Annotated in this window: 16 protein-coding genes and 1 pseudogene; 12 read left to right on the forward strand and 5 right to left on the reverse strand. The window is 42.4% G+C overall.

From position 1 onward, the window contains the following. The 3 genes from ACSLP7_RS11485 to ACSLP7_RS11495 form a co-directional block, all read left to right on the forward strand. On the forward strand, window positions 1-777 hold a 777-nt coding region (locus ACSLP7_RS11485), incomplete at its 5' end, for an ABC transporter substrate-binding protein (protein ID WP_435579437.1). Between the two features lies 1 nt (window position 778). Then, the gene (locus ACSLP7_RS11490; protein WP_435579438.1) at window positions 779-2,047 is read left to right on the forward strand and encodes a hypothetical protein; all 1,269 of its coding nucleotides are present in this window, start codon (window positions 779-781) and stop codon (window positions 2,045-2,047) included. 1 nt (window position 2,048) lies between these two features. After that, window positions 2,049-2,318 (forward strand): hypothetical protein, encoded by a 270-nt coding sequence (locus tag ACSLP7_RS11495; RefSeq protein ID WP_435579439.1) that lies wholly within the window; start codon window positions 2,049-2,051, stop codon window positions 2,316-2,318. 269 nt (window positions 2,319-2,587) lie between these two features. On the opposite strand, the gene ACSLP7_RS11500 is transcribed toward ACSLP7_RS11495, so the two are convergent. Continuing rightward, the gene (locus tag ACSLP7_RS11500; protein WP_435579440.1) at window positions 2,588-3,766 is read right to left on the reverse strand and encodes a GlmU family protein; all 1,179 of its coding nucleotides are present in this window, start codon (window positions 3,764-3,766) and stop codon (window positions 2,588-2,590) included. Between the two features lie 81 nt (window positions 3,767-3,847). Then, the gene (locus tag ACSLP7_RS11505) at window positions 3,848-4,099 is read right to left on the reverse strand and encodes a type B 50S ribosomal protein L31 (RefSeq protein ID WP_272833292.1); all 252 of its coding nucleotides are present in this window, start codon (window positions 4,097-4,099) and stop codon (window positions 3,848-3,850) included. 164 nt (window positions 4,100-4,263) lie between these two features. Between ACSLP7_RS11505 and ACSLP7_RS11510 the strand changes: the two genes are divergently transcribed. After that, complete coding sequence (locus ACSLP7_RS11510) at window positions 4,264-4,791, forward strand: DUF4199 domain-containing protein (protein ID WP_435579441.1); 528 nt, start codon at window positions 4,264-4,266, stop codon at window positions 4,789-4,791. A gap of 9 nt (window positions 4,792-4,800) precedes the next feature. Further along, window positions 4,801-5,742, forward strand: coding sequence for a glycosyltransferase family 2 protein (locus ACSLP7_RS11515; protein ID WP_435579442.1), 942 nt, complete (start codon window positions 4,801-4,803; stop codon window positions 5,740-5,742). On the opposite strand, the gene ACSLP7_RS11520 is transcribed toward ACSLP7_RS11515, so the two are convergent. Together ACSLP7_RS11520 and ACSLP7_RS11525 are read right to left on the reverse strand one after the other, a co-directional pair. After that, the gene (locus ACSLP7_RS11520) at window positions 5,739-8,372 is read right to left on the reverse strand and encodes a T9SS type B sorting domain-containing protein (RefSeq protein ID WP_435579443.1); all 2,634 of its coding nucleotides are present in this window, start codon (window positions 8,370-8,372) and stop codon (window positions 5,739-5,741) included. The two genes, ACSLP7_RS11515 and ACSLP7_RS11520, sit on opposite strands and share 4 nt — an antisense overlap. Window positions 8,373-8,416: 44 nt before the next feature. Beyond that, window positions 8,417-9,385 carry a hypothetical protein gene (locus ACSLP7_RS11525; RefSeq protein WP_435579444.1) on the reverse strand — a complete coding sequence of 323 codons (969 nt, stop codon included), beginning with the start codon at window positions 9,383-9,385 and terminating at the stop codon, window positions 8,417-8,419. A gap of 171 nt (window positions 9,386-9,556) precedes the next feature. Here ACSLP7_RS11525 and ACSLP7_RS11530 point away from each other — a divergent pair, with 171 nt between their 5' ends. From ACSLP7_RS11530 to ACSLP7_RS11550, 5 genes and pseudogenes are all read left to right on the forward strand, one after another. Then, entirely contained in the window at window positions 9,557-11,278 is a 1,722-nt protein-coding gene (locus ACSLP7_RS11530; RefSeq protein ID WP_435579445.1) for a phospho-sugar mutase, read from the forward strand. Continuing rightward, window positions 11,278-13,128, forward strand: a pseudogene (locus ACSLP7_RS11535) (ABC transporter ATP-binding protein). Before ACSLP7_RS11530 ends, ACSLP7_RS11535 begins: the two are co-directional and overlap by 1 nt. A gap of 568 nt (window positions 13,129-13,696) precedes the next feature. Beyond that, window positions 13,697-14,239: an RNA polymerase sigma factor gene (locus ACSLP7_RS11540; RefSeq protein WP_435579446.1), complete on the forward strand. Its 543-nt coding sequence runs from the start codon at window positions 13,697-13,699 to the stop codon at window positions 14,237-14,239. A 36-nt stretch (window positions 14,240-14,275) separates the two neighbouring features. After that, window positions 14,276-14,806, forward strand: coding sequence for a hypothetical protein (locus ACSLP7_RS11545; RefSeq protein ID WP_435579447.1), 531 nt, complete (start codon window positions 14,276-14,278; stop codon window positions 14,804-14,806). Window positions 14,807-14,834: 28 nt separating this feature from the next. Next, window positions 14,835-15,281, forward strand: coding sequence for a Spy/CpxP family protein refolding chaperone (locus tag ACSLP7_RS11550; RefSeq protein WP_435579448.1), 447 nt, complete (start codon window positions 14,835-14,837; stop codon window positions 15,279-15,281). Between the two features lie 30 nt (window positions 15,282-15,311). Here ACSLP7_RS11550 and ACSLP7_RS11555 read toward each other — a convergent pair whose 3' ends face one another. Next, on the reverse strand, window positions 15,312-16,358 hold the full coding sequence (locus tag ACSLP7_RS11555; RefSeq protein ID WP_435579449.1) for a WD40/YVTN/BNR-like repeat-containing protein: 1,047 nt from the start codon (window positions 16,356-16,358) through the stop codon (window positions 15,312-15,314). Window positions 16,359-16,473: 115 nt separating this feature from the next. On the opposite strand from ACSLP7_RS11555, the gene ACSLP7_RS11560 reads away from it, so the two are divergent. Further along, window positions 16,474-17,697 (forward strand): RsmB/NOP family class I SAM-dependent RNA methyltransferase, encoded by a 1,224-nt coding sequence (locus ACSLP7_RS11560; protein WP_435579450.1) that lies wholly within the window; start codon window positions 16,474-16,476, stop codon window positions 17,695-17,697. A 1-nt stretch (window position 17,698) separates the two neighbouring features. After that, window positions 17,699-18,739: an endonuclease gene (locus tag ACSLP7_RS11565; protein ID WP_435579451.1), complete on the forward strand. Its 1,041-nt coding sequence runs from the start codon at window positions 17,699-17,701 to the stop codon at window positions 18,737-18,739. Window positions 18,740-18,778: the final 39 nt, after the last annotated feature.

Consider the following 18,778-nt stretch of genomic DNA (forward strand, 5'->3'; position numbering starts at 1 on the left):
CCTAAGTATGAAGAGCAAGTTACCCTGCTAAAGAGTCCATTTTTAAATACGGAATATTTGGGCCTGTTCTTGGGCGACAGCACAAGTATTTTGCAGTCTAAAGCGCTTAGACAGGCAATCAATTATGGATTTGATCGCAAAAAAATGATCACCTATTTGCGCAATGGTGTTGGTATTCCAGCGGAACAAGGCTTTATACCTAAAGGTCTTGCGGGTTATAACGAAGCTATAGGCTACAACTATAACCCAGAAAAAGCCCTTGAGCTTTTGAATCAATACAAAAAGGAAACGGGCGATATGCATCCCAAGATCACCATAGGAACCAACAGCCAGTACTTGGACTTTTGTGAATACATCCAACGCGAGTTGGAAAAAATTGGCATAGGGGTTAAAATAGAAGTAATGCCTCCTTCTACCCTGCGTCAGATGAAATCCAGTGGAGAACTCAACATATTTAGAGCCAGTTGGATTGCAGATTATCCGGATGCAGAGAATTACCTCTCGCTATTCTACAGTAAGAATTTCACGCCCAACGGCCCAAATTACACCCACTTTAAAAGTGCTGTTTTTGACAGTTTATACCAAAGGGCACTCAATGTTCCGGACATAGCTGATCGACAGATTCTGTATAAAAAACTGGATTCTATTGTAACCAATGAGGCTCCAGTAGTACCATTATATTACGATATGGCCTTGCGTTTTGTGAGTAAAGACGTGGAAGGCCTCGGGATCAACCCGCAAAATTTCTTAGTGTTGAAGCGGGTTAAAAAGAATTAAGATGAAAAGAAATCTTACACCTATATCTAAAGAGGAGTTCATGGACGCTTGGGAAAAGGGAGAGAATTTCCTCGAGAGAGAATTTGACTTTGCGCCGTTTGAAGAAAATTTAACTGCAAGAGACTCTATTTTCAGCTTTTGTTCATTTAAGCTTGACACTAACTTAAGTAAAATTGCATTGTTTGAGGAACATCGAATTCATCTGAATGAGTGTGAATTCTATGGTCTTCGTATAACAGATACCGATGTAAAACTAGCTATAAGCATATCTCTTCCAGAATTTATACATGACGACCTTTATACATATGTCTACACTATATCCAGTTGTACATTTCAGTCTGGACTTAATATAACTCTTGAAAATGGTGGTCAGTTGGATGTTCAAAATTGTAATTTTCCAACTCCTTGTCATTTTAACATACAAACAATGAATGATTATGACAGACTCAACATTAGAGGATGTACATTTTCTAGTCTGGTTCAAATTGAAGCTTACGAAAATCAATTAAATAGAAAATCTAATTCAATAATTACTGTTCAGGATTGTAATTTCTCAAAGAATGTAATCTTCGCTGTATCTGGATGGCCAAGCTTAGAAATAAAAAGAAGCAATTTCAATGCAATGTTCGATTTAAAATGCCGCCGAAATGATCTACAAGCCTTTAACCTGAATATAACAGACGTTACTTTTAAATCCTTGTGTTCAATTGAATGTTCTAATTTTAATGAGATAATTCTATCTAATGTTATTTTTAATGACCCTCTACATTTTATTTACGACAAAATCAAAATTTCAAATTCTCTAACATGTAAGACACTAAAACAACAGTTCCTAAGAAAAAACGACTATATAAACTCTTTAGAATTCCATCAAAGGGAAATGAACAGTGTACTCGCAGAAAAGCGAGATTCTAAGAAATATGCTGATTATATGGTATTATTCTTGTCTCAACTCTCTAACAATTTTGGTACCGACTGGATAAGAGGGGTCTTCTTCACAATAGGAATGGCTATCATCCTATTTCCTATTTTTATTGTTTTGGCTTCGCCAAATTTAGAATTTGGAGCGAGTTTTTCAGGTGTGAACTACGCAATAGATAATTATCTATCTGAATTTTGGATATTCTTTAATCCTGCACATAAATTAAGTTCTTTTCAAGGCTTAGAAATTGGGTTTTGGGCTGGCGCAATAGACTTTTTAGGCAGGATTTCCATTGTTTTTGGATCATATCAGACAGCACAGGCCTTCAGAAAATTTGGTCGTAAATAAAATGAGTTTTGGAGTCATTCAAGCAATGGTTACTTCGCTTAAAAACAATAAGCGAAATCGAAAGACACGTTTTGATAAAAAAGAAAGCCTAAATTCTTCCACTTACGGCAAGTTTGAGGATTACAAAAAATTCAATCCAGCGCAAATGGCCGCTTTTCAAAAAAAGGTCAAAGAAGCGCGCCGAAAGCTCTTTCTAAAACAGTTGTTTGTCTTTAGTGTAATCTTTTCAGTGATCGTGGGCTTTTTCTATTATATGATGTTTGTTCGCTAAGCCAATATTTTTAGTTAAAGAAGATGGTTAAAAGCGGCTTTTCGGTTTTGAAATGGACGGTGTGAAAATTTGGGGGTTTCCAACCCCTCCCCAAATAAAATTAACTCAAATTCTAGAACTTAAGAACTTGTCCAAGTCGGAATTCATCAAATTGAAATTATCAACCTAAGTTTCTGAAAAAGGTGCGAAGAATAACCTCTGCATCACATCAAAATGCAAAGCATTAAGCGAAGAACACTCTAAATTATTAGGGAATTAAAAAGAAAAGACTAATCCCGACGCCATTTAGCGGTCTGCTCAAAGATGGCCTCCATAATCTTTTGGTCAGCCTCAGTGAATTCTACCTTTCGGCGCCCCATCATGGCCTTTGCGGTTTCAAAAGCTTTATTGGTCTTGTAAGTTACCATGCCAGATGAACCGCCCCAACTGTAACTCGGGATAAAATTACGCGGAAAACCTCCACCGTAGATATTGGCACTCACTCCTACCACTGTTCCGGTATTGAACATAGTATTGATACCGCATTTGGAGTGATCACCCATCATCAGCCCACAGAATTGAAGACCAGTTTTGGCAAAGCCTTCTGTGCTGTAATCCCAAAGACGAACTGGCGCATAATTGTTCTTTAAGTTGGAGTTGTTAGAGTCGGCTCCCATATTACACCATTCTCCTAAAACGGAGTTACCTAGAAAGCCTTCATGCCCTTTGTTGCTGTAAGCAAAAAGCACAGAATTACTGACTTCTCCACCTACTTTACAATGTGGCCCTACCGTGGTTCCGCCATAAATTTTTGCGCCCATTTTAATAGTGGAATGCTCGCAGAGCGCAAAAGGCCCTCTAATGGCACAAGCTTCCATAATTTCAGCGTCTTTACCAATGTAAATGGGCCCGTCAGTAGTATTCAACGAAGCGAGATAAACCTTTGCTCCTTCTTCAATGAACACCAAATCTGGATCACCGATAACATGAACGCCAGGCTCTAAAGCTTGGGATTTTTTATCCCTGGTCAACCATTCAAAATCTCTAGCAATGGCAGCGGCGTTGTACTTAAAGATATCCCAAGTATTGGCAATACGGATCACATCATCATAGCTGTATTGGATTACCTCCGCAGCATCAAAATCGACTTCCTCCCCTTCAGCAGCAAAGAAAGCCAGGGGCTCGTCTTCATAGAATATAGCTTGTCCTGGTTGCAATCCTTTTACAATGACCGCTAAATTATCCGATGGCAAAAATGAGCCGTTAATCAAAATATTGGTCTCCATCTCCACCATTGGAAATTTCTCTGACAAATAATCTTCTGTAACGGTCGTTGTAGTGTAGCCCAATAACAGCTCCCATTTTTCACGAATCGTGAGGATTCCTACTCGAATATCTGCAACCGGACGCGTAAAGGTAAAAGGTAACAATTGATCCCGTACACCGCCGTCAAAGAGTATGTAGTTCATAAAGACTTTTTTCTGAGAGTAAAGCTAACAAAAAAAGCCTCCGATCTCTCGAAGGCTCCTTGCAAAATAATAACGTTTCGTTTATTTCTTGTACTTGGCGTATTTGTTCTTGAACTTATCAATACGACCAGCAGTATCAACTAATTTAGACTTACCAGTGTAGTAAGGGTGTGAAGTTCTAGAAATCTCCAACTTCACCAATGGGTACTCTTTTCCGTCTACCTCGATTGTTTCTTTGGTATTGGCTGTTGACTTGGTGATAAAAACATCATCGTTTGACATGTCCTTAAAAGCAACAAATCTGTAGTTTTCTGGGTGAATTCCTTTTTTCATCTCGTTATATCTTAAACTTCACATTTTTGAGGTTGCAAATTTAATCATCTTTTATCAATGTACAAGCTTTCTTTTTTATTTTTTGATGTTGATTTGAAAAGAATTTGAAGTGTAACGAATTCTTATCTTTGTGTACTAACCAACCAAACTAAACACTTCTTCGTATGGAAAATCCACAACCTTCGGTTAAAAACATTGCCTTGAATTACGGTGCCCTTTGGGGATTAGGTTCAATTGTAATTGGCGTACTCACTTATGTAACGAACACTTATATGGAAAGACCATGGTGGTCTACAGTTTTAGGAGTTGCAATTATGATCGGTGCAATTGTAATGGGCTATAAGGCATTTCTAAAGCAAAACGGTGGCTATATGAGTCTTGGGGAAGCCCTTAAGACCGGTATGGGAGTTACTTTGATCGCTTCACTAATTGGTGCAGTTTGGATGTACTTGTTCATTACTGTTGTAGAACCTGGTTTTGTTGATCAAGTAGTAGAAAATGCACAGGTTCAAATGTTAGAGCGTCAACCAGACATGCCGCAAGAACAAATGGACGCCGCGATGGAAATGACCAGAAATTTCACCCAGCCTTGGATCATGGTTACCATCAGTATTGTTGGAACACTTTTCATGGGATTCATTACTTCTTTGATCACTGGTTTGATCATGAAGCGCAACAACCCAATGGCATAACACGATTCTATGACCTTATCGGTAGTAATACCTTTACTTAACGAAAAAGAATCGTTACCAGAATTACACGATTGGATTGCATCAGTGATGGAGTCCAATCGTTTTTCTTATGAACTTCTCTTTATTGACGACGGAAGTACAGATGGCTCTTGGGAGACCATCAAACAATTGCAAGAAAAGAATCCGCAGGTCAAAGGGATTCGCTTTTTGCAAAACTACGGCAAGTCTCAGGCTCTGCACGCTGGTTTTAAAGCTGCTGAAGGAGATATTGTCATTACCATGGATGCTGACCTTCAAGATAACCCAGAAGAGATCCCAGAGCTCGTTGCCATGATTGAGCAGGAGGATTACGATTTGGTTTCAGGTTGGAAGAAAAAGCGTTACGACAATACGGTTACTAAAAATCTGCCCTCCAAACTTTTTAATTTTGCCGCACGCAAGACTTCTGGTGTAAAACTGCACGATTTTAACTGCGGACTTAAGGCTTACAAAAGCACGGTTACCAAGACCATTGAAGTCACTGGTGAAATGCACCGATACATTCCAGTTTTGGCAAAAAATGCTGGTTTTCATAATATCGGCGAAAAAGTGGTCAAGCATCAAGCCCGAAAGTACGGTACTACCAAATTCGGTATGGAACGTTTCATTAACGGCTTTTTAGACCTGATCACCATTTGGTTCCTCTCCCGCTTTGGCAAACGCCCAATGCACTTCTTTGGGGCTATTGGAGCTTTGATGCTGCTGATTGGCTTCCTCTTTAGTTTGTATTTAGGGATTGACAAGTTGTTTTTGAACAAAACTGGACGTTTAATCACAGAACGTCCACAATTCTATCTCGCCTTGACTGCAATGATTATGGGAACCCAGTTTTTTATGGCCGGATTCATCGGAGAGATGGTGCTACGCAATCGCGACAGAAAAGATCGTTACTACATCAGCGAGACGATCTAACGCCGAATCAACGAGAAGTGACCACGAGCGCTTCTGCCATCAGGCAACTCAATCAAATACCAATAATCACTAGACGGCATTGGATTACCGCGATAGGTTCCATCCCATCCCAATTGATTGTGCCTTAGATTTTTTAGAATTTTCCCGTATCGGTCAAAGATCTTAATGGTGGCTCCCGGGAATTCACGAGCATTGAAGATATGCCAGAGGTCGTGGAAACCGTCACCATTGGGTGTAAAATAGTTGGGGGCGCCGCCCACAAAAATTTCTTCTTCATAGATCAAACAATCTTGCGCATAGACTGCAACACGCCTTGGGCCTGCTAAAACATCATTGAACACATTTCCAGATTGCAGGAGTCCGCCGTCCAATTGATATTGCCATGGACCTTCTTCTGAAATCTCTACGGTCACCGTATTTCGATCTTGAAAATCAGCAACTATCACAGCGATCTCTGCAGGTACAGGTATGGCGACTACATTAACCGTTACCGTTGTATTACAGCCCACGCCATTAAAGACATCAACCACATATACCCCGGGATCACTCACTGCTATAGTGCGCGTAGTCTCACCGTTATCCCATAAGTAGCCCGCATAATCACCTGGATCAAGGATGATCTCATCCTCGTCTGGGCAGATCTCAATAGTTATATCCTGAGCTTCAGGAACCGGCCGAATGTCTGGAATAATGCGACCAATAAAGGCACAATCATTATTATACTCAACTCTATAGTATACTGCCAATTCGGTGTCAAAAGCTGTGAACTGAACCTGATCCACTAAAGGATTGAGTTCCAACAAAGCATCTTCGCGTGTATCGTAAAAGCTGATATCCGCTCCTGGATAGAGTTCCAAGAGTTGAGCTTCAAAATCCACTAGATCCACAATAGCTTCAAAATCCGGATTGTCACTGCGATTACATGCCACTAGGGTGACATCTCCGGCATAGGCCATAGGTTCTACGATCAAGGTCACTGGCGCGATAGCAAAACAGAGTGCATTTTCAAAAACGCGCACATAGACTACCTGCCCATTAAATTCATTCTCGTAGCCAATTTCGGGTAATGCATTTTCATTGTTCTCGGCATCGGCTAAGGTTCTAAAGAAATTCACCGTAAATCCACGAGGATCCCCAATGAGTTCAGTCAAAGCTTCATTGAGATTAAAACGAGAGATTCCATCGTCCATACCATCAATATCGCATTGTACAAGTTGCACTCCGCTATTGACAATAGGCGCATCACCTATCTCTACAAACTCAATATAACGTTGGGTCGGACGCGTCTCGTACTCGACATCTAAAGTCACTGTGTAGACCCCCGGGCCACTAAAAATATGTGTTGGATTGATCAAAGTGGAGGTATTTGCCGCCCCACTGGCCGGATCGCCAAAGTTCCAATTGACTGCCACTATGGGTTCATCAGAAGTGATGGTGAATGACGTCTCATCTCCCAAGCAGAAATTCTCAATATCTACAATACTTTCAAAAAAAGACTGAATGAATGGCGGTAATCCAAATTTGGTGGAGCGACCACCCAAATCAGTATCATACAACCTAAAATCACTATCTAAACGCGGGAAATTTGGCGTTCGGATCACCGAAAGATTGTTATTCGGAATAGAATGATAGATCTTTTTATCAATAGCAATCTGCAGCGTCCCGGCCAAATCACTGATGAATGGATTGGGAATGTCGGCCACCGTAAATCTTGAGGCTACTATATCTGGCGCTTCAAGATCGTATTGAATGATATTGATGTTCTCTGTAGCCCCTGTGTCACCGTTAATGGTTTTTCCACTGGCATAGAGCTTGGAAGAATCCGCAGAGAATTCTACCCCATAAAACACCAAATCGGTTCCTAGAACCATTTCATTACTCACCACACCAGTTTCTGTATTGAAATCATACAAAAGGAACTGTCCCGTAAAGTTGGGCTGGAATATGGAATGTGCTACCGCTAGTTTATCTCCATCCGGAGAAGATTTTATCGCGCCGCGAATATTGTTGAAGTCGTTGATATTGGGACCAATAGTTGAAATAACAGGAGTAGGATTCAATCCTGTATCGCTAACAAAATAGGCGTAGAATCGATTTTCATAATGGGTAATCACCCAATAGTTCTCGCCGTCTGCAGCACGGACACCGGTGATCTTTTCGGAACCCTGAGGCAAAAGATTCATGTTCTTTTCCGTGACATCACCTAAACCTCCACCCAAATTCATATCGACCACAGAATAGTTAAAACCGTTACCCGCTCCACCGTCTTGATAAGCTTGAACCACGTCAGAAGTAAAAATATAATAGAGGTTGGTAGTACCCGGCTGTGGAATTACCAAAGCCGATTGTGTAGCCGAAAAACTACCGTTGAGATCCTCACCGTTGGGCATGACCTCGTGAATGCGATTCCATACATTGCGCCCTTCTGTGTAGAATAATAAGGTGCCTTCTGGTGTTGAAATGGTCTCGCAACCCTCAACGGTATTGAGAACACCATCCAAACGCGGCACAGGTTCTCCAGAATTGAAATCCAAGCCCGCGTTGCTGCCAAAAAACCAATTGGCGGCTTCACGTTGCCCATGAGCCAGGCTCACGAGTAAAAGTAAACATAGGAATACTACGCGTTTCAAAGGGTGCAATTTTTGGTTAAATATAAGGATCAGATTTGGTTTTATTACTGTTTATCAAGGCGGATTCGCGACGGAACGGTACCTACTCCGGTACTGCCGTCAAATCCTAAATAGCCCTCTACGAGCCACAATTCGAACACAGAATCCTCTAAAGGATCTAAAGGGGCGTTCTCACTATCAGGTCCCAAAAGGATATCGTCTGCCCGCTCACTACAATTTGCATTGAGCTTGCGCAGTTGGTTTTCCCAAAAGAAGGATTCATTACAACCCACAGTAAAATAGAACACACGCGGACGGCCGTTAGTAGGTGATTCCGGCGGGCCGGGAAAACGGATCTCCCTCACGTTTTGATTGGCACCCGTAGTAATTTGTACTAAATGAGGCGGACCAAAAGTAGGTCCAAAAGGACCATCCACCACACTACTGTATCGGTAGGTTCCTGTGAATAACTCAGGCGCAATGGGCTCCACCAATGGAATTGCATACCTGTAGGGCGAACTAAAAAAGGTCTCAAAAGCAATGATACAAGAGGCGCCACTGCCTACCGTAAAGGTGCGTTCATCTTCTAAGCGAATCAATAGACGCAAAACAACTTGGTCCCCACAACTGGATGCGGACAGCGGTACTGACAAAGCAGTTAAAACCTCATTTAAACTGTAATCGAGATTAAATCGAGGTAATCCAACCGGCCCCGTTTCAATGTCTTCCTTTTTAATAACATCAAAAAGAACCTCGGTATCCGGAACATTCCCATTGTCCGAATCACGATCTATATACTGCGCATAAACTTCAATCTCTCGCAGCAAGTCGCCTTCCTCAACGTCTTGTTGTTCCACAACAGCATTGAAACGACTCTCGGGATCGTTGATATTAAAATCAGCTTGGACAAAATCTACGGTGCGCAAAAAGGAACCATTGGTCACGCCTTCAAAAACGAGATCAATGGCTTTGTCATCATCGGAGCATTGCACAAAAAGCAAACCGCCCACGATTAGTAATAGCAATTTTTTCATTGTTCATAGGTTGGTACTCGAAAATACCGCAGGATTGTGTTATTTTTGGTAAATCCGATAGACGTTTACTCTATTTACCCCTCTAATTTCAATCCAACAAGAGTTTTAAGCTTTTCTAAAAAAGTGCCCCTAACAGGGCGATTATTGTACCTTTGTTAATAATTCATAGCAATGATTTACATAGCACCAGAAATTTTAGAGCGCGTGAACCAATGGTTGGTTCCGTTTTTTGATGAAACTACGCAACAGGAGATCAAAGAGATGATCGCAAGCGACCCCAAAGGCTTGGAAGATTCCTTTTACAAGAATTTAGCTTTTGGAACTGGTGGCATGCGTGGAATTATGGGACCGGGAGATAACCGGATCAACAAATACACCTTAGGCAAGAATACCCAAGGTCTTTCTCAGTACCTCAAAAAGGTGTTCCCTGGTGAATCTTTAAAAGTGGCTATTGCTTATGATTGTCGTCACAACAGTAAAAGTTTAGCGGCAGAAGTTGCCAATGTATTTTCTGCCAACGGGATCGAGGTGTTCTTGTTTTCTGACCTGCGCCCTACTCCAGAACTTTCTTTTGCGGTAAAGCATTTGAACTGTCACTGCGGAATTGTTTTGACAGCATCGCACAATCCGCCGGAATACAATGGTTACAAGGTATATTGGCAAGACGGAGGTCAATTGGTGCCGCCGCAAGACAAAGAGATCATTGCTGTGATCAATGAATTGGCCTATACCGACATTCAATTTAAAGGTAATGCGGACTTGATCCACAATATAGATACTGAACTGGACGAGGCTTTCATCTCAGCTTCATTGGAAAACGGGATGAAAGATACCACGCCAGAACAGCGAGCAGCCTTGAAGGTGGTCTTTACCCCTTTACACGGAACCTCAGTTACCGTGATTCCAGAAGTATTGACCCGTGCGGGTTATTCACAGATGCAGATCGTAGAAGCCCAAGCGACTCCAGATGGAGATTTCCCAACGGTTAAATCTCCCAACCCAGAAGAGCCAGAAGCCCTTTCTATTGCCATGAAAATAGCCGAGGACACCGGAGCAGACATGGTTATTGGGACCGATCCAGATTCGGACCGTTTAGGAATTGCCGTGCGCGATGAAAATGGCAAGATGACCATTTTGAATGGTAATCAAGCCATGGTTATCAAAACACATTTCTTGTTGGCGCAAAAAGCAGCCAGCAGCGGAATTCAGTCCGAAGATTATATAGCTTCCACCATTGTTTCTACTCCCATGATGGGCGTTTTGGCTGCAGATTACGGCATGCCGTGTGAATTGGGCTTGACTGGGTTCAAATGGATTGCCAAAATGGTCAAGGACATGCCTGAACGCAATTTAATTGGTGGTGGAGAAGAAAGCTTCGGATTTATGGTAGGCGATTTTGTTCGCGATAAAGACGCTGTGACCGCTAGTTTGTTAGCTTGTGAGATCGCTGCCCAACAAAAAGCCAAAGGCGAAACCTTATTGGACTATGCCGTGGAGCTTTATAAAAAGTACGGAGTTTATCAGGAAGAATTGATCTCCTTTGTAAAACCAGGGAAGTCTGGTGCAGAAGAGATTCAAGCCATGATGAAGTCCCTAAGAGAAACCCCTTTAAAAGAAATTATTGGAGAATCCGTAGTGCGCGTTGATGACTATCAATACAGTGTGAGCACGCACCCTGACGGTTCTCAAACCCCCATCGACATGCCAAAGTCGAACGTTTTGATCTATTGGACCGACCAAGGAACCAAAGTGGCTGCCCGCCCAAGTGGTACCGAGCCAAAGATCAAATTCTATCTCAGTGCCAATGCGCCCTGGGAAGGCAATTATCGTAAAACGCAAGCCGCATTGCTAGACAAAATGGATCGCATTGCAGCTCAATTCAATCTGCGCTAGTGCAATATTTTAAACAGATTATCTCTTTCGCGCGCCCCTACAAGCGCTTCGCTCTGGGGAATATAGTGTGTAATATCTTTTACGCATTATTCAGCGCCTTATCTTTTGTCACGCTGATTCCAATGTTGGACGTGCTCTTTAAAAATGAGCTGGTCAATGGACAGCCTGGCACTGCTAAAAAACCAGAGTATACCGGTATAGCAGATACAGTGGACTATTTTAAACAGTATATGGCCTATCAGGTAGACCAATTTGCTCAAGACGATGCCTCAAAGGCCTTGATCTTGGTGATCGGTCTGGTGATTGTGATGTTCTTCTTTAAGAATATCTTCAATTATTTGGCGATGTATTTCATCACGTTCTTGCGCAACGGTGTATTGAAGGATCTCCGCAACGCCTTGTTCGATAAGATCACACGCTTGCCCATTGCCTTTTATTCAGAAAAACGCAAAGGAGACACTATTGCTAGAATCTCTAATGATGTTCAGGAGATTCAGCATTCCTTCCTTTCTATTCTGGAGTTGATCGTAAGAGAGCCGCTGACCATTTTGTTTACCATTATTACCATGCTGCTCATTAGCGGCAAGCTGACCATTTTTGTCTTTGTGTTCATTCCGATATCAGGATTCATAATTTCTCGCATCGGAAAATCATTAAAGCGAAAGTCCGATCGTGTTCAAGCAGAACAAGGAACCTTCCTATCTATTGTTGAAGAAACTTTAGGCGGATTGAAAGTGATCAAAGGATTTAACGGTGAAGGAGCTTTTAATAAGAAGTTTCAGGCCTCTACCATGCGCTTTTACAACTTTTCAAATAAGCTACTCAACAGACAGAATTTCGCTTCCCCGACCTCTGAATTCTTGGGGATCTTTGTGATTGCTATCCTGCTTTGGTTTGGCGGACGTATGGTTTTGATCGATGGTACTTTGGATGGCAGTGATTTTATCGCTTATATGGGATTGGCCTATAACATCCTCACTCCGGCGAAAGCGATCAGTAAGGCGAGCTACAGCGTAAAACGTGGAAACGCAGCCGCACAGCGTGTTTTAGAGATCCTAAACACAGAATCATCACTGGAAGACAAACCCAACGCCGTAGATAAAAAAGAATTCGAGCAAAGCATCAGCTTGAACAATATCTCCTTCAAATATGAAGAGGAGTATGTGCTCAAGGACTTTAATTTAGAGGTTAAAAAAGGGCAAAGTGTAGCCTTGGTGGGGCAATCTGGTAGCGGAAAAATCTACCATTGCCAATTTAGTAACACGATTCTATGATGTCAACAAAGGGAGACATCAGCGTTGATGGAACGGATATTAGAGACTTAACCAAAGCTTCCCTGCGAGGGCTTATGGGATTGGTTACACAAAGATTCCATCCTATTCAATGACACCATTAAAAACAACCTGCTCTTAGGAAAGCCAGACGCTACGGATAAAGAAGTGCATCGCGCCTTAGAAGTGGCTAATGCCTGGGAGTTTGTAAAGGACTTAACCGCAAGGCGTTGAAACCAATATTGGAGATGCCGGTAATAAACTCTCCGGAGGACAAAAGCAGCGTCTCAGCATTGCTCGTGCCGTTTTAAAGAAACCCGCCAATTATGGTTTTGGATGAAGCCACCTCGGCCCTAGATACAGAATCCGAACGTTTGGTGCAGGATGCATTGGAGAACATGATGCAAAACAGAACTTCCCATTGTGATTGCGCACCGACTATCTACCATTCAAGAATGCCCGATCATATCGTGGTATTACAAAAAGGAGGAAATTGCTGAGCAGGGAACCCACCAACAGTTGTTGGATAAAAAAGGGATCTATCACAGCTTGGTTTCCATGCAGTCTTTAGGCGCTTAACGCACTCAGCACATACAAACAAAAAAAAAGCAGATCTTTCGATCTGCTCTTTTTTTTAACTGCTGCCGTATTTGGGGCTCACAACAGCAGTATGATTTAATTAACAACAGTGTAAATGTAGGAAGCGGGTTTTAATTTTCCAAAAAAATAATGCATTTAATCTTATTTTTTATGCATTTCATCGATGTTTTATTTGAAGTAGTCTATTCTTTCCTACAAATATTCTAGTATACCAAGAGAACAAAAAAGCTTGAGTATAGACAAAATAAAAACGGGCAAACCCCCGCGGTAAGCCCGTTTTCGTAAAATAACTAAAGTAGTTGGGGCTACATTTAGTGAACAGAAGAATGTTCTTGACGGCTAATGTAGAAATATTTTTCCTACAAAAAAATATTTATTGCATTTTATCGATGATTTTTAACTTTTTATCTGCTTTTTTATGTGTTTCCCTTATTTTGGACTACAGCATTCACCTATTTTGCTCCTTTTAATTGCTACTGATAATAAATTTTAGACCCCAGATTAAACCTTTTTGATACCTTGTAGTCATAAGGGTAAACCACTACCATTGATTGCTGAATCTACTTTAGTATCGGAATTAAAGGCTCCCGAAACCCGGGAGGCTGCCTTCAGCACCCTTATGAAGCAGTATAAGGAGCGCTTGTATTGGCATATCCGAAAAATGGTGTATTCCCATGACGACACTGATGATGTCCTCCAGAACACCTTTATCAAGGTTTACCGCAGCATAGACTCCTTTAAAGAAGAAAGTAAGCTCTATACCTGGATGTACCGAATTGCCACCAATGAAGCCATTACTTTTCTCAATAAGAAAGCCAAACGCATGGAGACTGGAAATGAGGAAGTACAACAACAGGCGGTAGCAAACTTGGCCGCCGATCCTTATTTTGAAGGAAATGAAATTCAGCTTAAATTACAGCAAGCCATAGCGCAATTGCCGCAAAAGCAGCAGTTGGTTTTTAATATGAAGTACTTTGACGATATGAAATACGACGATATGTCTCAGATTCTGGGCACTTCTGTGGGAGCCTTAAAAAGCTCCTACCACATCGCCGTAAAAAAAATAACCGCCCACTTGAAAGCAGATTAAACCTTTGATGACAAAAACAGTCATAAGAGCAGTATCATGAATTTGGAAAACTCACATAACAACACAAATCCCTACGGAATCCCTGAAGGCTACTTTGAAGGCTTTGAGGCCAGCGTCCAGGCTCGTATTGCGGAAGAAGAACTTCGCGAACTGGTAACTACGCCAGGTTTTGTGACTCCAGATGGTTATTTCGAGACCCTAACACCGAAAGTGATTGCTCAATTGCAAAAGCCAGAACCTAAGGTGATCTCATTATTTAGCAGACGTAGCTTATTCGCGGTAGCCTCTGTAGCTGCAGCTGTGGTATTGATCGTGAGTTTGGTGACTAATTCTGGAAATACCACCACAGATACTTTAGCATTTGACAATATAGACACAGATACTCTTGAAGCCTATGTAAACAGTGATGCCATTGCATTTACAGACGCTGATTTGATAGACTTTGTCTCTGAGGAAGATTTAGAAAGCAGCTTGTTTAGTGACGAATCATTAACAGATGAATCCATTGAGACCTACCTTCTAGACAACCTTGATGATATTGATTTAATAACCACCTACGAGGAATGATAGTTTCCTAACTTTGAAGACAGACACTATGAAAAAACTATACTACATATTTATCTTTTGCTTACTGCTGAGCAGTTTCTCTGCCGATGCGCAGCGACAAAGGCCCAATCCTGGAGAGATTGAAGCTCAGAAAACGGCGTTTATCACCAATGCCTTAGACCTGAGTGCAGATCAAGCCCAAAAGTTTTGGCCCATTTACAATCAGTCTGAAAAGGCTATGGAAAACATCAGGCGTCAGCAAAGAGAGGCCTTGCGTCAAGTAAGACTCGGCGGTGGTTCCATTTCAGACGATGATGCCTATGCGCTGATTGAGAATTTGATGAATTGGGAACAAGAGATGCTCAACGAACGTAAAAAACTTGTGGCCAATTTAAAAGGAGTCGTCTCACCTCAACAGATATTACGCCTCAAACGCGCAGAAGAAGAATTTAAAAGACGCCTGTTGCAAGCCATGCAAAACCGTCGAAAGAATTAAAACAAAAGCGGACCTCAAGGGTTCGCTTTTTTATTTGAAGACGAGCTTATCGATCTTTCCATAACCACTAGCAAAAGCTGTGGTATCATTGACAAACTGAATGTTGTAGTAGGATTCTTCAGTGAGATCGATCCAAGAATCGCCGCCATCATTAGAATAAGATACCCCTGGAATACCAACGGCCACTATCCCCTGTCCTTTGGTGTTGGGAACATAACGCACGCAAGAGCGGTAGCCCGGTCCCGCTTGATCACTGATCAATTTCCAAGTCTTCCCACCGTCTGTGGTCACGGCCTTATTACCTCCATTCTCTGTTTTGGCCTCCCAATTCCCTCCGAAAACAATTCCGTTGTTCGCATCTAAAAAAGAAACCGAATAAATCCCCGTCATGGCCTGACCTTCCACAATTGGAGTTTCATAGACCTCCCAAGAATTTCCTCTATCCGTAGTTTTAAAAACTCGGGCGCGTTTGCCTCCAGAGACCAACCAAGCAGTGTCTCCATAAACCGCAATATTGGTATTGCTTGCAGCGAAAGCTGCTTCTCCTTCAGCGGTTTCGGGCAGTTTATCACAAGGAACTTTACTCCAAGAGTTTCCGCCGTCTGTAGTTAATATTACAGACAGACAACCGTCTGTTGGGTCTCCCATGGCAATCCCGTTTTGATCGTCCCAAAAAGCCATGGCATCGTAGAATACCTTTGGATGCGTTTCTGTGTAAACATCTTCTATAAAGGTAGGATTGGTTCCTTCTAACCCGATTTTATACAAGACTGCTGGATTTGCAATAGAAAGTACAAAAACCGCATCGCTGGTTTTGGCAATTGATCTAAAAGCCAAAAGCGAATCTTGATAACTCACCGTTGCCAGTTTAGGAACCTGCCCTTCTACCACCCCGATCTTTCCATTATTTGCCGCAAACCAAACCGTGGAATCGTTCACCGCAGCTATGGCGCGAATACTTATGCTGTCTCTAAAAACGGCACTCGCCTCAATGCGGGTAAATTCTGGCGCACTAGAATCTGTGCAGGAAATAAACGCTAAACAAAAGATCAACAGGCTGAGCAAGGTTCTAATCATGGATCAAAAGAATTTTAGTGCAAATATAGAGTAAAGCATTGGCACGATTAATAATGATAATTTAAGCGAAGCTGTAGTAGGCTTGTTCATAAATAAGGCTACTTTTGCAGCGACAATGAAAACAGAAGTACGATTCCATAGAAATCTGGTTTTCGCCACTTTAGATAGCTTAAAGCTGATCTTCAATGAGCAAAAACAAGCCGATAAAGTCCTCAAGCAAACCTTAAAGCGTGACAAACGTTGGGGTTCAAGAGATCGTGGCTTTATCGCAGAAACTACTTACGACATAGTGCGTTGGCAACGCTTGTACGCCAAAGCTGCAGATGTAAAAGCTCCGTATTCTCGGGAAGATCTCTTTAGACTATTTGCTGTTTGGGCCGTCCACAAAGGACACAGTCTCCCAAACTGGCCACAGCTAGAAGGTACTCCTGTTCGTAGAATCCGCGGGAAGTTTGACGAACTTAAAAACGAGCGTGTTTATCGTGAGTCCATTCCAGATTGGTTAGATGCCATGGGATTGGAACAGTTAGGAGGACAATGGGAAGAGGAGATCAAGGCACTCAATCAGCAAGCCGATGTGGTACTCCGCACCAATACCCTCAGAACCAATAAAACGCAACTAAAAGACGCTTTAGAAGATGCGGAGATCCGCACCCAATCCAAAAAAATAGCCCCTGACGCCTTGGTTTTAGAAGAGCGTACCAACGTTTTCTCTTTACCGATCTTTAAAGAAGGCTGGTTTGAGGTTCAAGATGTTTCCTCTCAACAAGTGGCTCCACTGTTAGATGTTCAACCCGGAATGCGCGTGGTCGATGCCTGTGCGGGTGCGGGTGGTAAAACCCTGCATTTAGCAGCACTGATGGAAAATAAAGGGCAAATCATAGCTACAGATATTTACGATTTTAAATTGGCGGAACTCAAACGTCGCGCTCGCAGAGCGGGAGCTCACAATATTGAAACCCGTTTTATCGATTCGCCTAAAGTGATCAAAAAACTTTACGGAAAGGCAGATCGCGTGTTGATTGATGCTCCCTGTAGTGGTCTAGGGGTGCTCAAACGCAATCCGGATAGCAAATGGAAACTCTCTCCAGAGTTTATGGAAGAGGTTCAAGCGCTTCAGGCTGATATCTTAAGTCGTTATTCACGCATGGTAAAACCTGGAGGAAAAATGGTCTATGCTACCTGCTCCATCCTGCCTGCAGAGAACCAACTGCAAATTGAAAAATTCCTAGCCTCAGAAGCTGGTGAAGGATTTAAAAAAGAAACTGACAAAACACTTTGGCCTAGTAAGACCGGATACGACGGATTTTATATGTGCCTACTTACCAAATCGAACTAAAATGAGATCCATTTTTAGCCTTGCCTTATTATTTGTTACGAGTCTTTCTCTGGCCCAACAGCCTTATTACGATGATGTTGACCTGACTTTGACTGGTAACGCGCTTTACAACGAGTTACAGACCAAGATCAGCGATGCGAGCAGCACTTTTAATTATACCGATGCGCGTAACGCCTTGCTATCAACGGACGAGAACCCGTCCAACAGCAGTGAAGTGCTTTTGGTTTATGGCTATAATGATTCCGATGGTAACTGTACCACGGATCGCACGCGTAACAAAAGTCTTTTTGGCGGAATGGAATGCGAGTACAATCGCGAGCATGTTTTTGCCCGCTCTAACGCAGATCCAACCATGGGAGATGTGAGCAGCAGTACTACAGGAATAGGCGCCGATCCGCACAACCTCCGTGCCTCTGATCAGCAAATGAACAACAACAAAGGAAACCGCCGTTTCGGAGACAGTAGCGGAAACGCCGGGGTGATCAGTGGAGGAAACTGGTATCCTGGAGATGAATGGAAAGGCGATGTGGCCCGTATGATGATGTATATGTATACGCGCTACGGCAGCCGTTGTCTTCCAGCCTTAATGGGCACTGGCCCAACAGAAGGAAGTACACAAATGCTACAACTCTTTTTAGAATGGAACGTGGAAGACCCGGTGAGCTTTTATGAGGATCAACGCAATGATTTCCTTGAATCTGCTTACGGGAACAGAAACCCATTCATTGACAATCCTGTACTAGCAACCATTATCTGGGGTGGTGATACGGCAGAAGACCGTTGGGGACTGCTCAGCACTGCAGATTTAAGTACCAATCCATTGACGCTCTACCCGAACCCGAATTATAGCGGAACCTTGAACATCAGCAGCACGCTGCCTGTATCTGCAATTCAAGTATATTCTATGAGTGGGCAATTGGTGCTTTCTCAAGACGATTTTCAAGGAAGTACTTTAGACGTTTCAAGCCTTAATTCTGGTGTCTATTTGGTTCGATTGACCGACGCTGAAAAACAGTTAGTAAAACGGTTAATTATTCACTAAATCTTCTGGGTTTAGAGGCGAAAAATTTTCGGGAATTGA

Source organism: Gilvibacter sp. (genome assembly GCF_965601605.1).
Classification (GTDB): domain Bacteria; phylum Bacteroidota; class Bacteroidia; order Flavobacteriales; family Flavobacteriaceae; genus Gilvibacter.

Bases quoted from the DNA above. Each gene is read 5' to 3' on its own strand.
- ACSLP7_RS11510 (WP_435579441.1), top strand. From the start codon at position 4,264: ATGGAAAATCCACAACCTTCGGTTAAAAACATTGCCTTGAATTACGGT.
- ACSLP7_RS11565 (WP_435579451.1), top strand. From the start codon at position 17,699: ATGAGATCCATTTTTAGCCTTGCCTTATTATTTGTTACGAGTCTTTCT.
- ACSLP7_RS11555 (WP_435579449.1), bottom strand. From the start codon at position 16,358: ATGATTAGAACCTTGCTCAGCCTGTTGATCTTTTGTTTAGCGTTTATT.
- ACSLP7_RS11490 (WP_435579438.1), top strand. From the start codon at position 779: ATGAAAAGAAATCTTACACCTATATCTAAAGAGGAGTTCATGGACGCT.
- ACSLP7_RS11530 (WP_435579445.1), top strand. From the start codon at position 9,557: ATGATTTACATAGCACCAGAAATTTTAGAGCGCGTGAACCAATGGTTG.
- ACSLP7_RS11505 (WP_272833292.1), bottom strand. From the start codon at position 4,099: ATGAAAAAAGGAATTCACCCAGAAAACTACAGATTTGTTGCTTTTAAG.
- ACSLP7_RS11560 (WP_435579450.1), top strand. From the start codon at position 16,474: ATGAAAACAGAAGTACGATTCCATAGAAATCTGGTTTTCGCCACTTTA.
- ACSLP7_RS11545 (WP_435579447.1), top strand. From the start codon at position 14,276: ATGAATTTGGAAAACTCACATAACAACACAAATCCCTACGGAATCCCT.
- ACSLP7_RS11495 (WP_435579439.1), top strand. From the start codon at position 2,049: ATGAGTTTTGGAGTCATTCAAGCAATGGTTACTTCGCTTAAAAACAAT.
- ACSLP7_RS11550 (WP_435579448.1), top strand. From the start codon at position 14,835: ATGAAAAAACTATACTACATATTTATCTTTTGCTTACTGCTGAGCAGT.
- ACSLP7_RS11525 (WP_435579444.1), bottom strand. From the start codon at position 9,385: ATGAAAAAATTGCTATTACTAATCGTGGGCGGTTTGCTTTTTGTGCAA.
- ACSLP7_RS11515 (WP_435579442.1), top strand. From the start codon at position 4,801: ATGACCTTATCGGTAGTAATACCTTTACTTAACGAAAAAGAATCGTTA.
- ACSLP7_RS11500 (WP_435579440.1), bottom strand. From the start codon at position 3,766: ATGAACTACATACTCTTTGACGGCGGTGTACGGGATCAATTGTTACCT.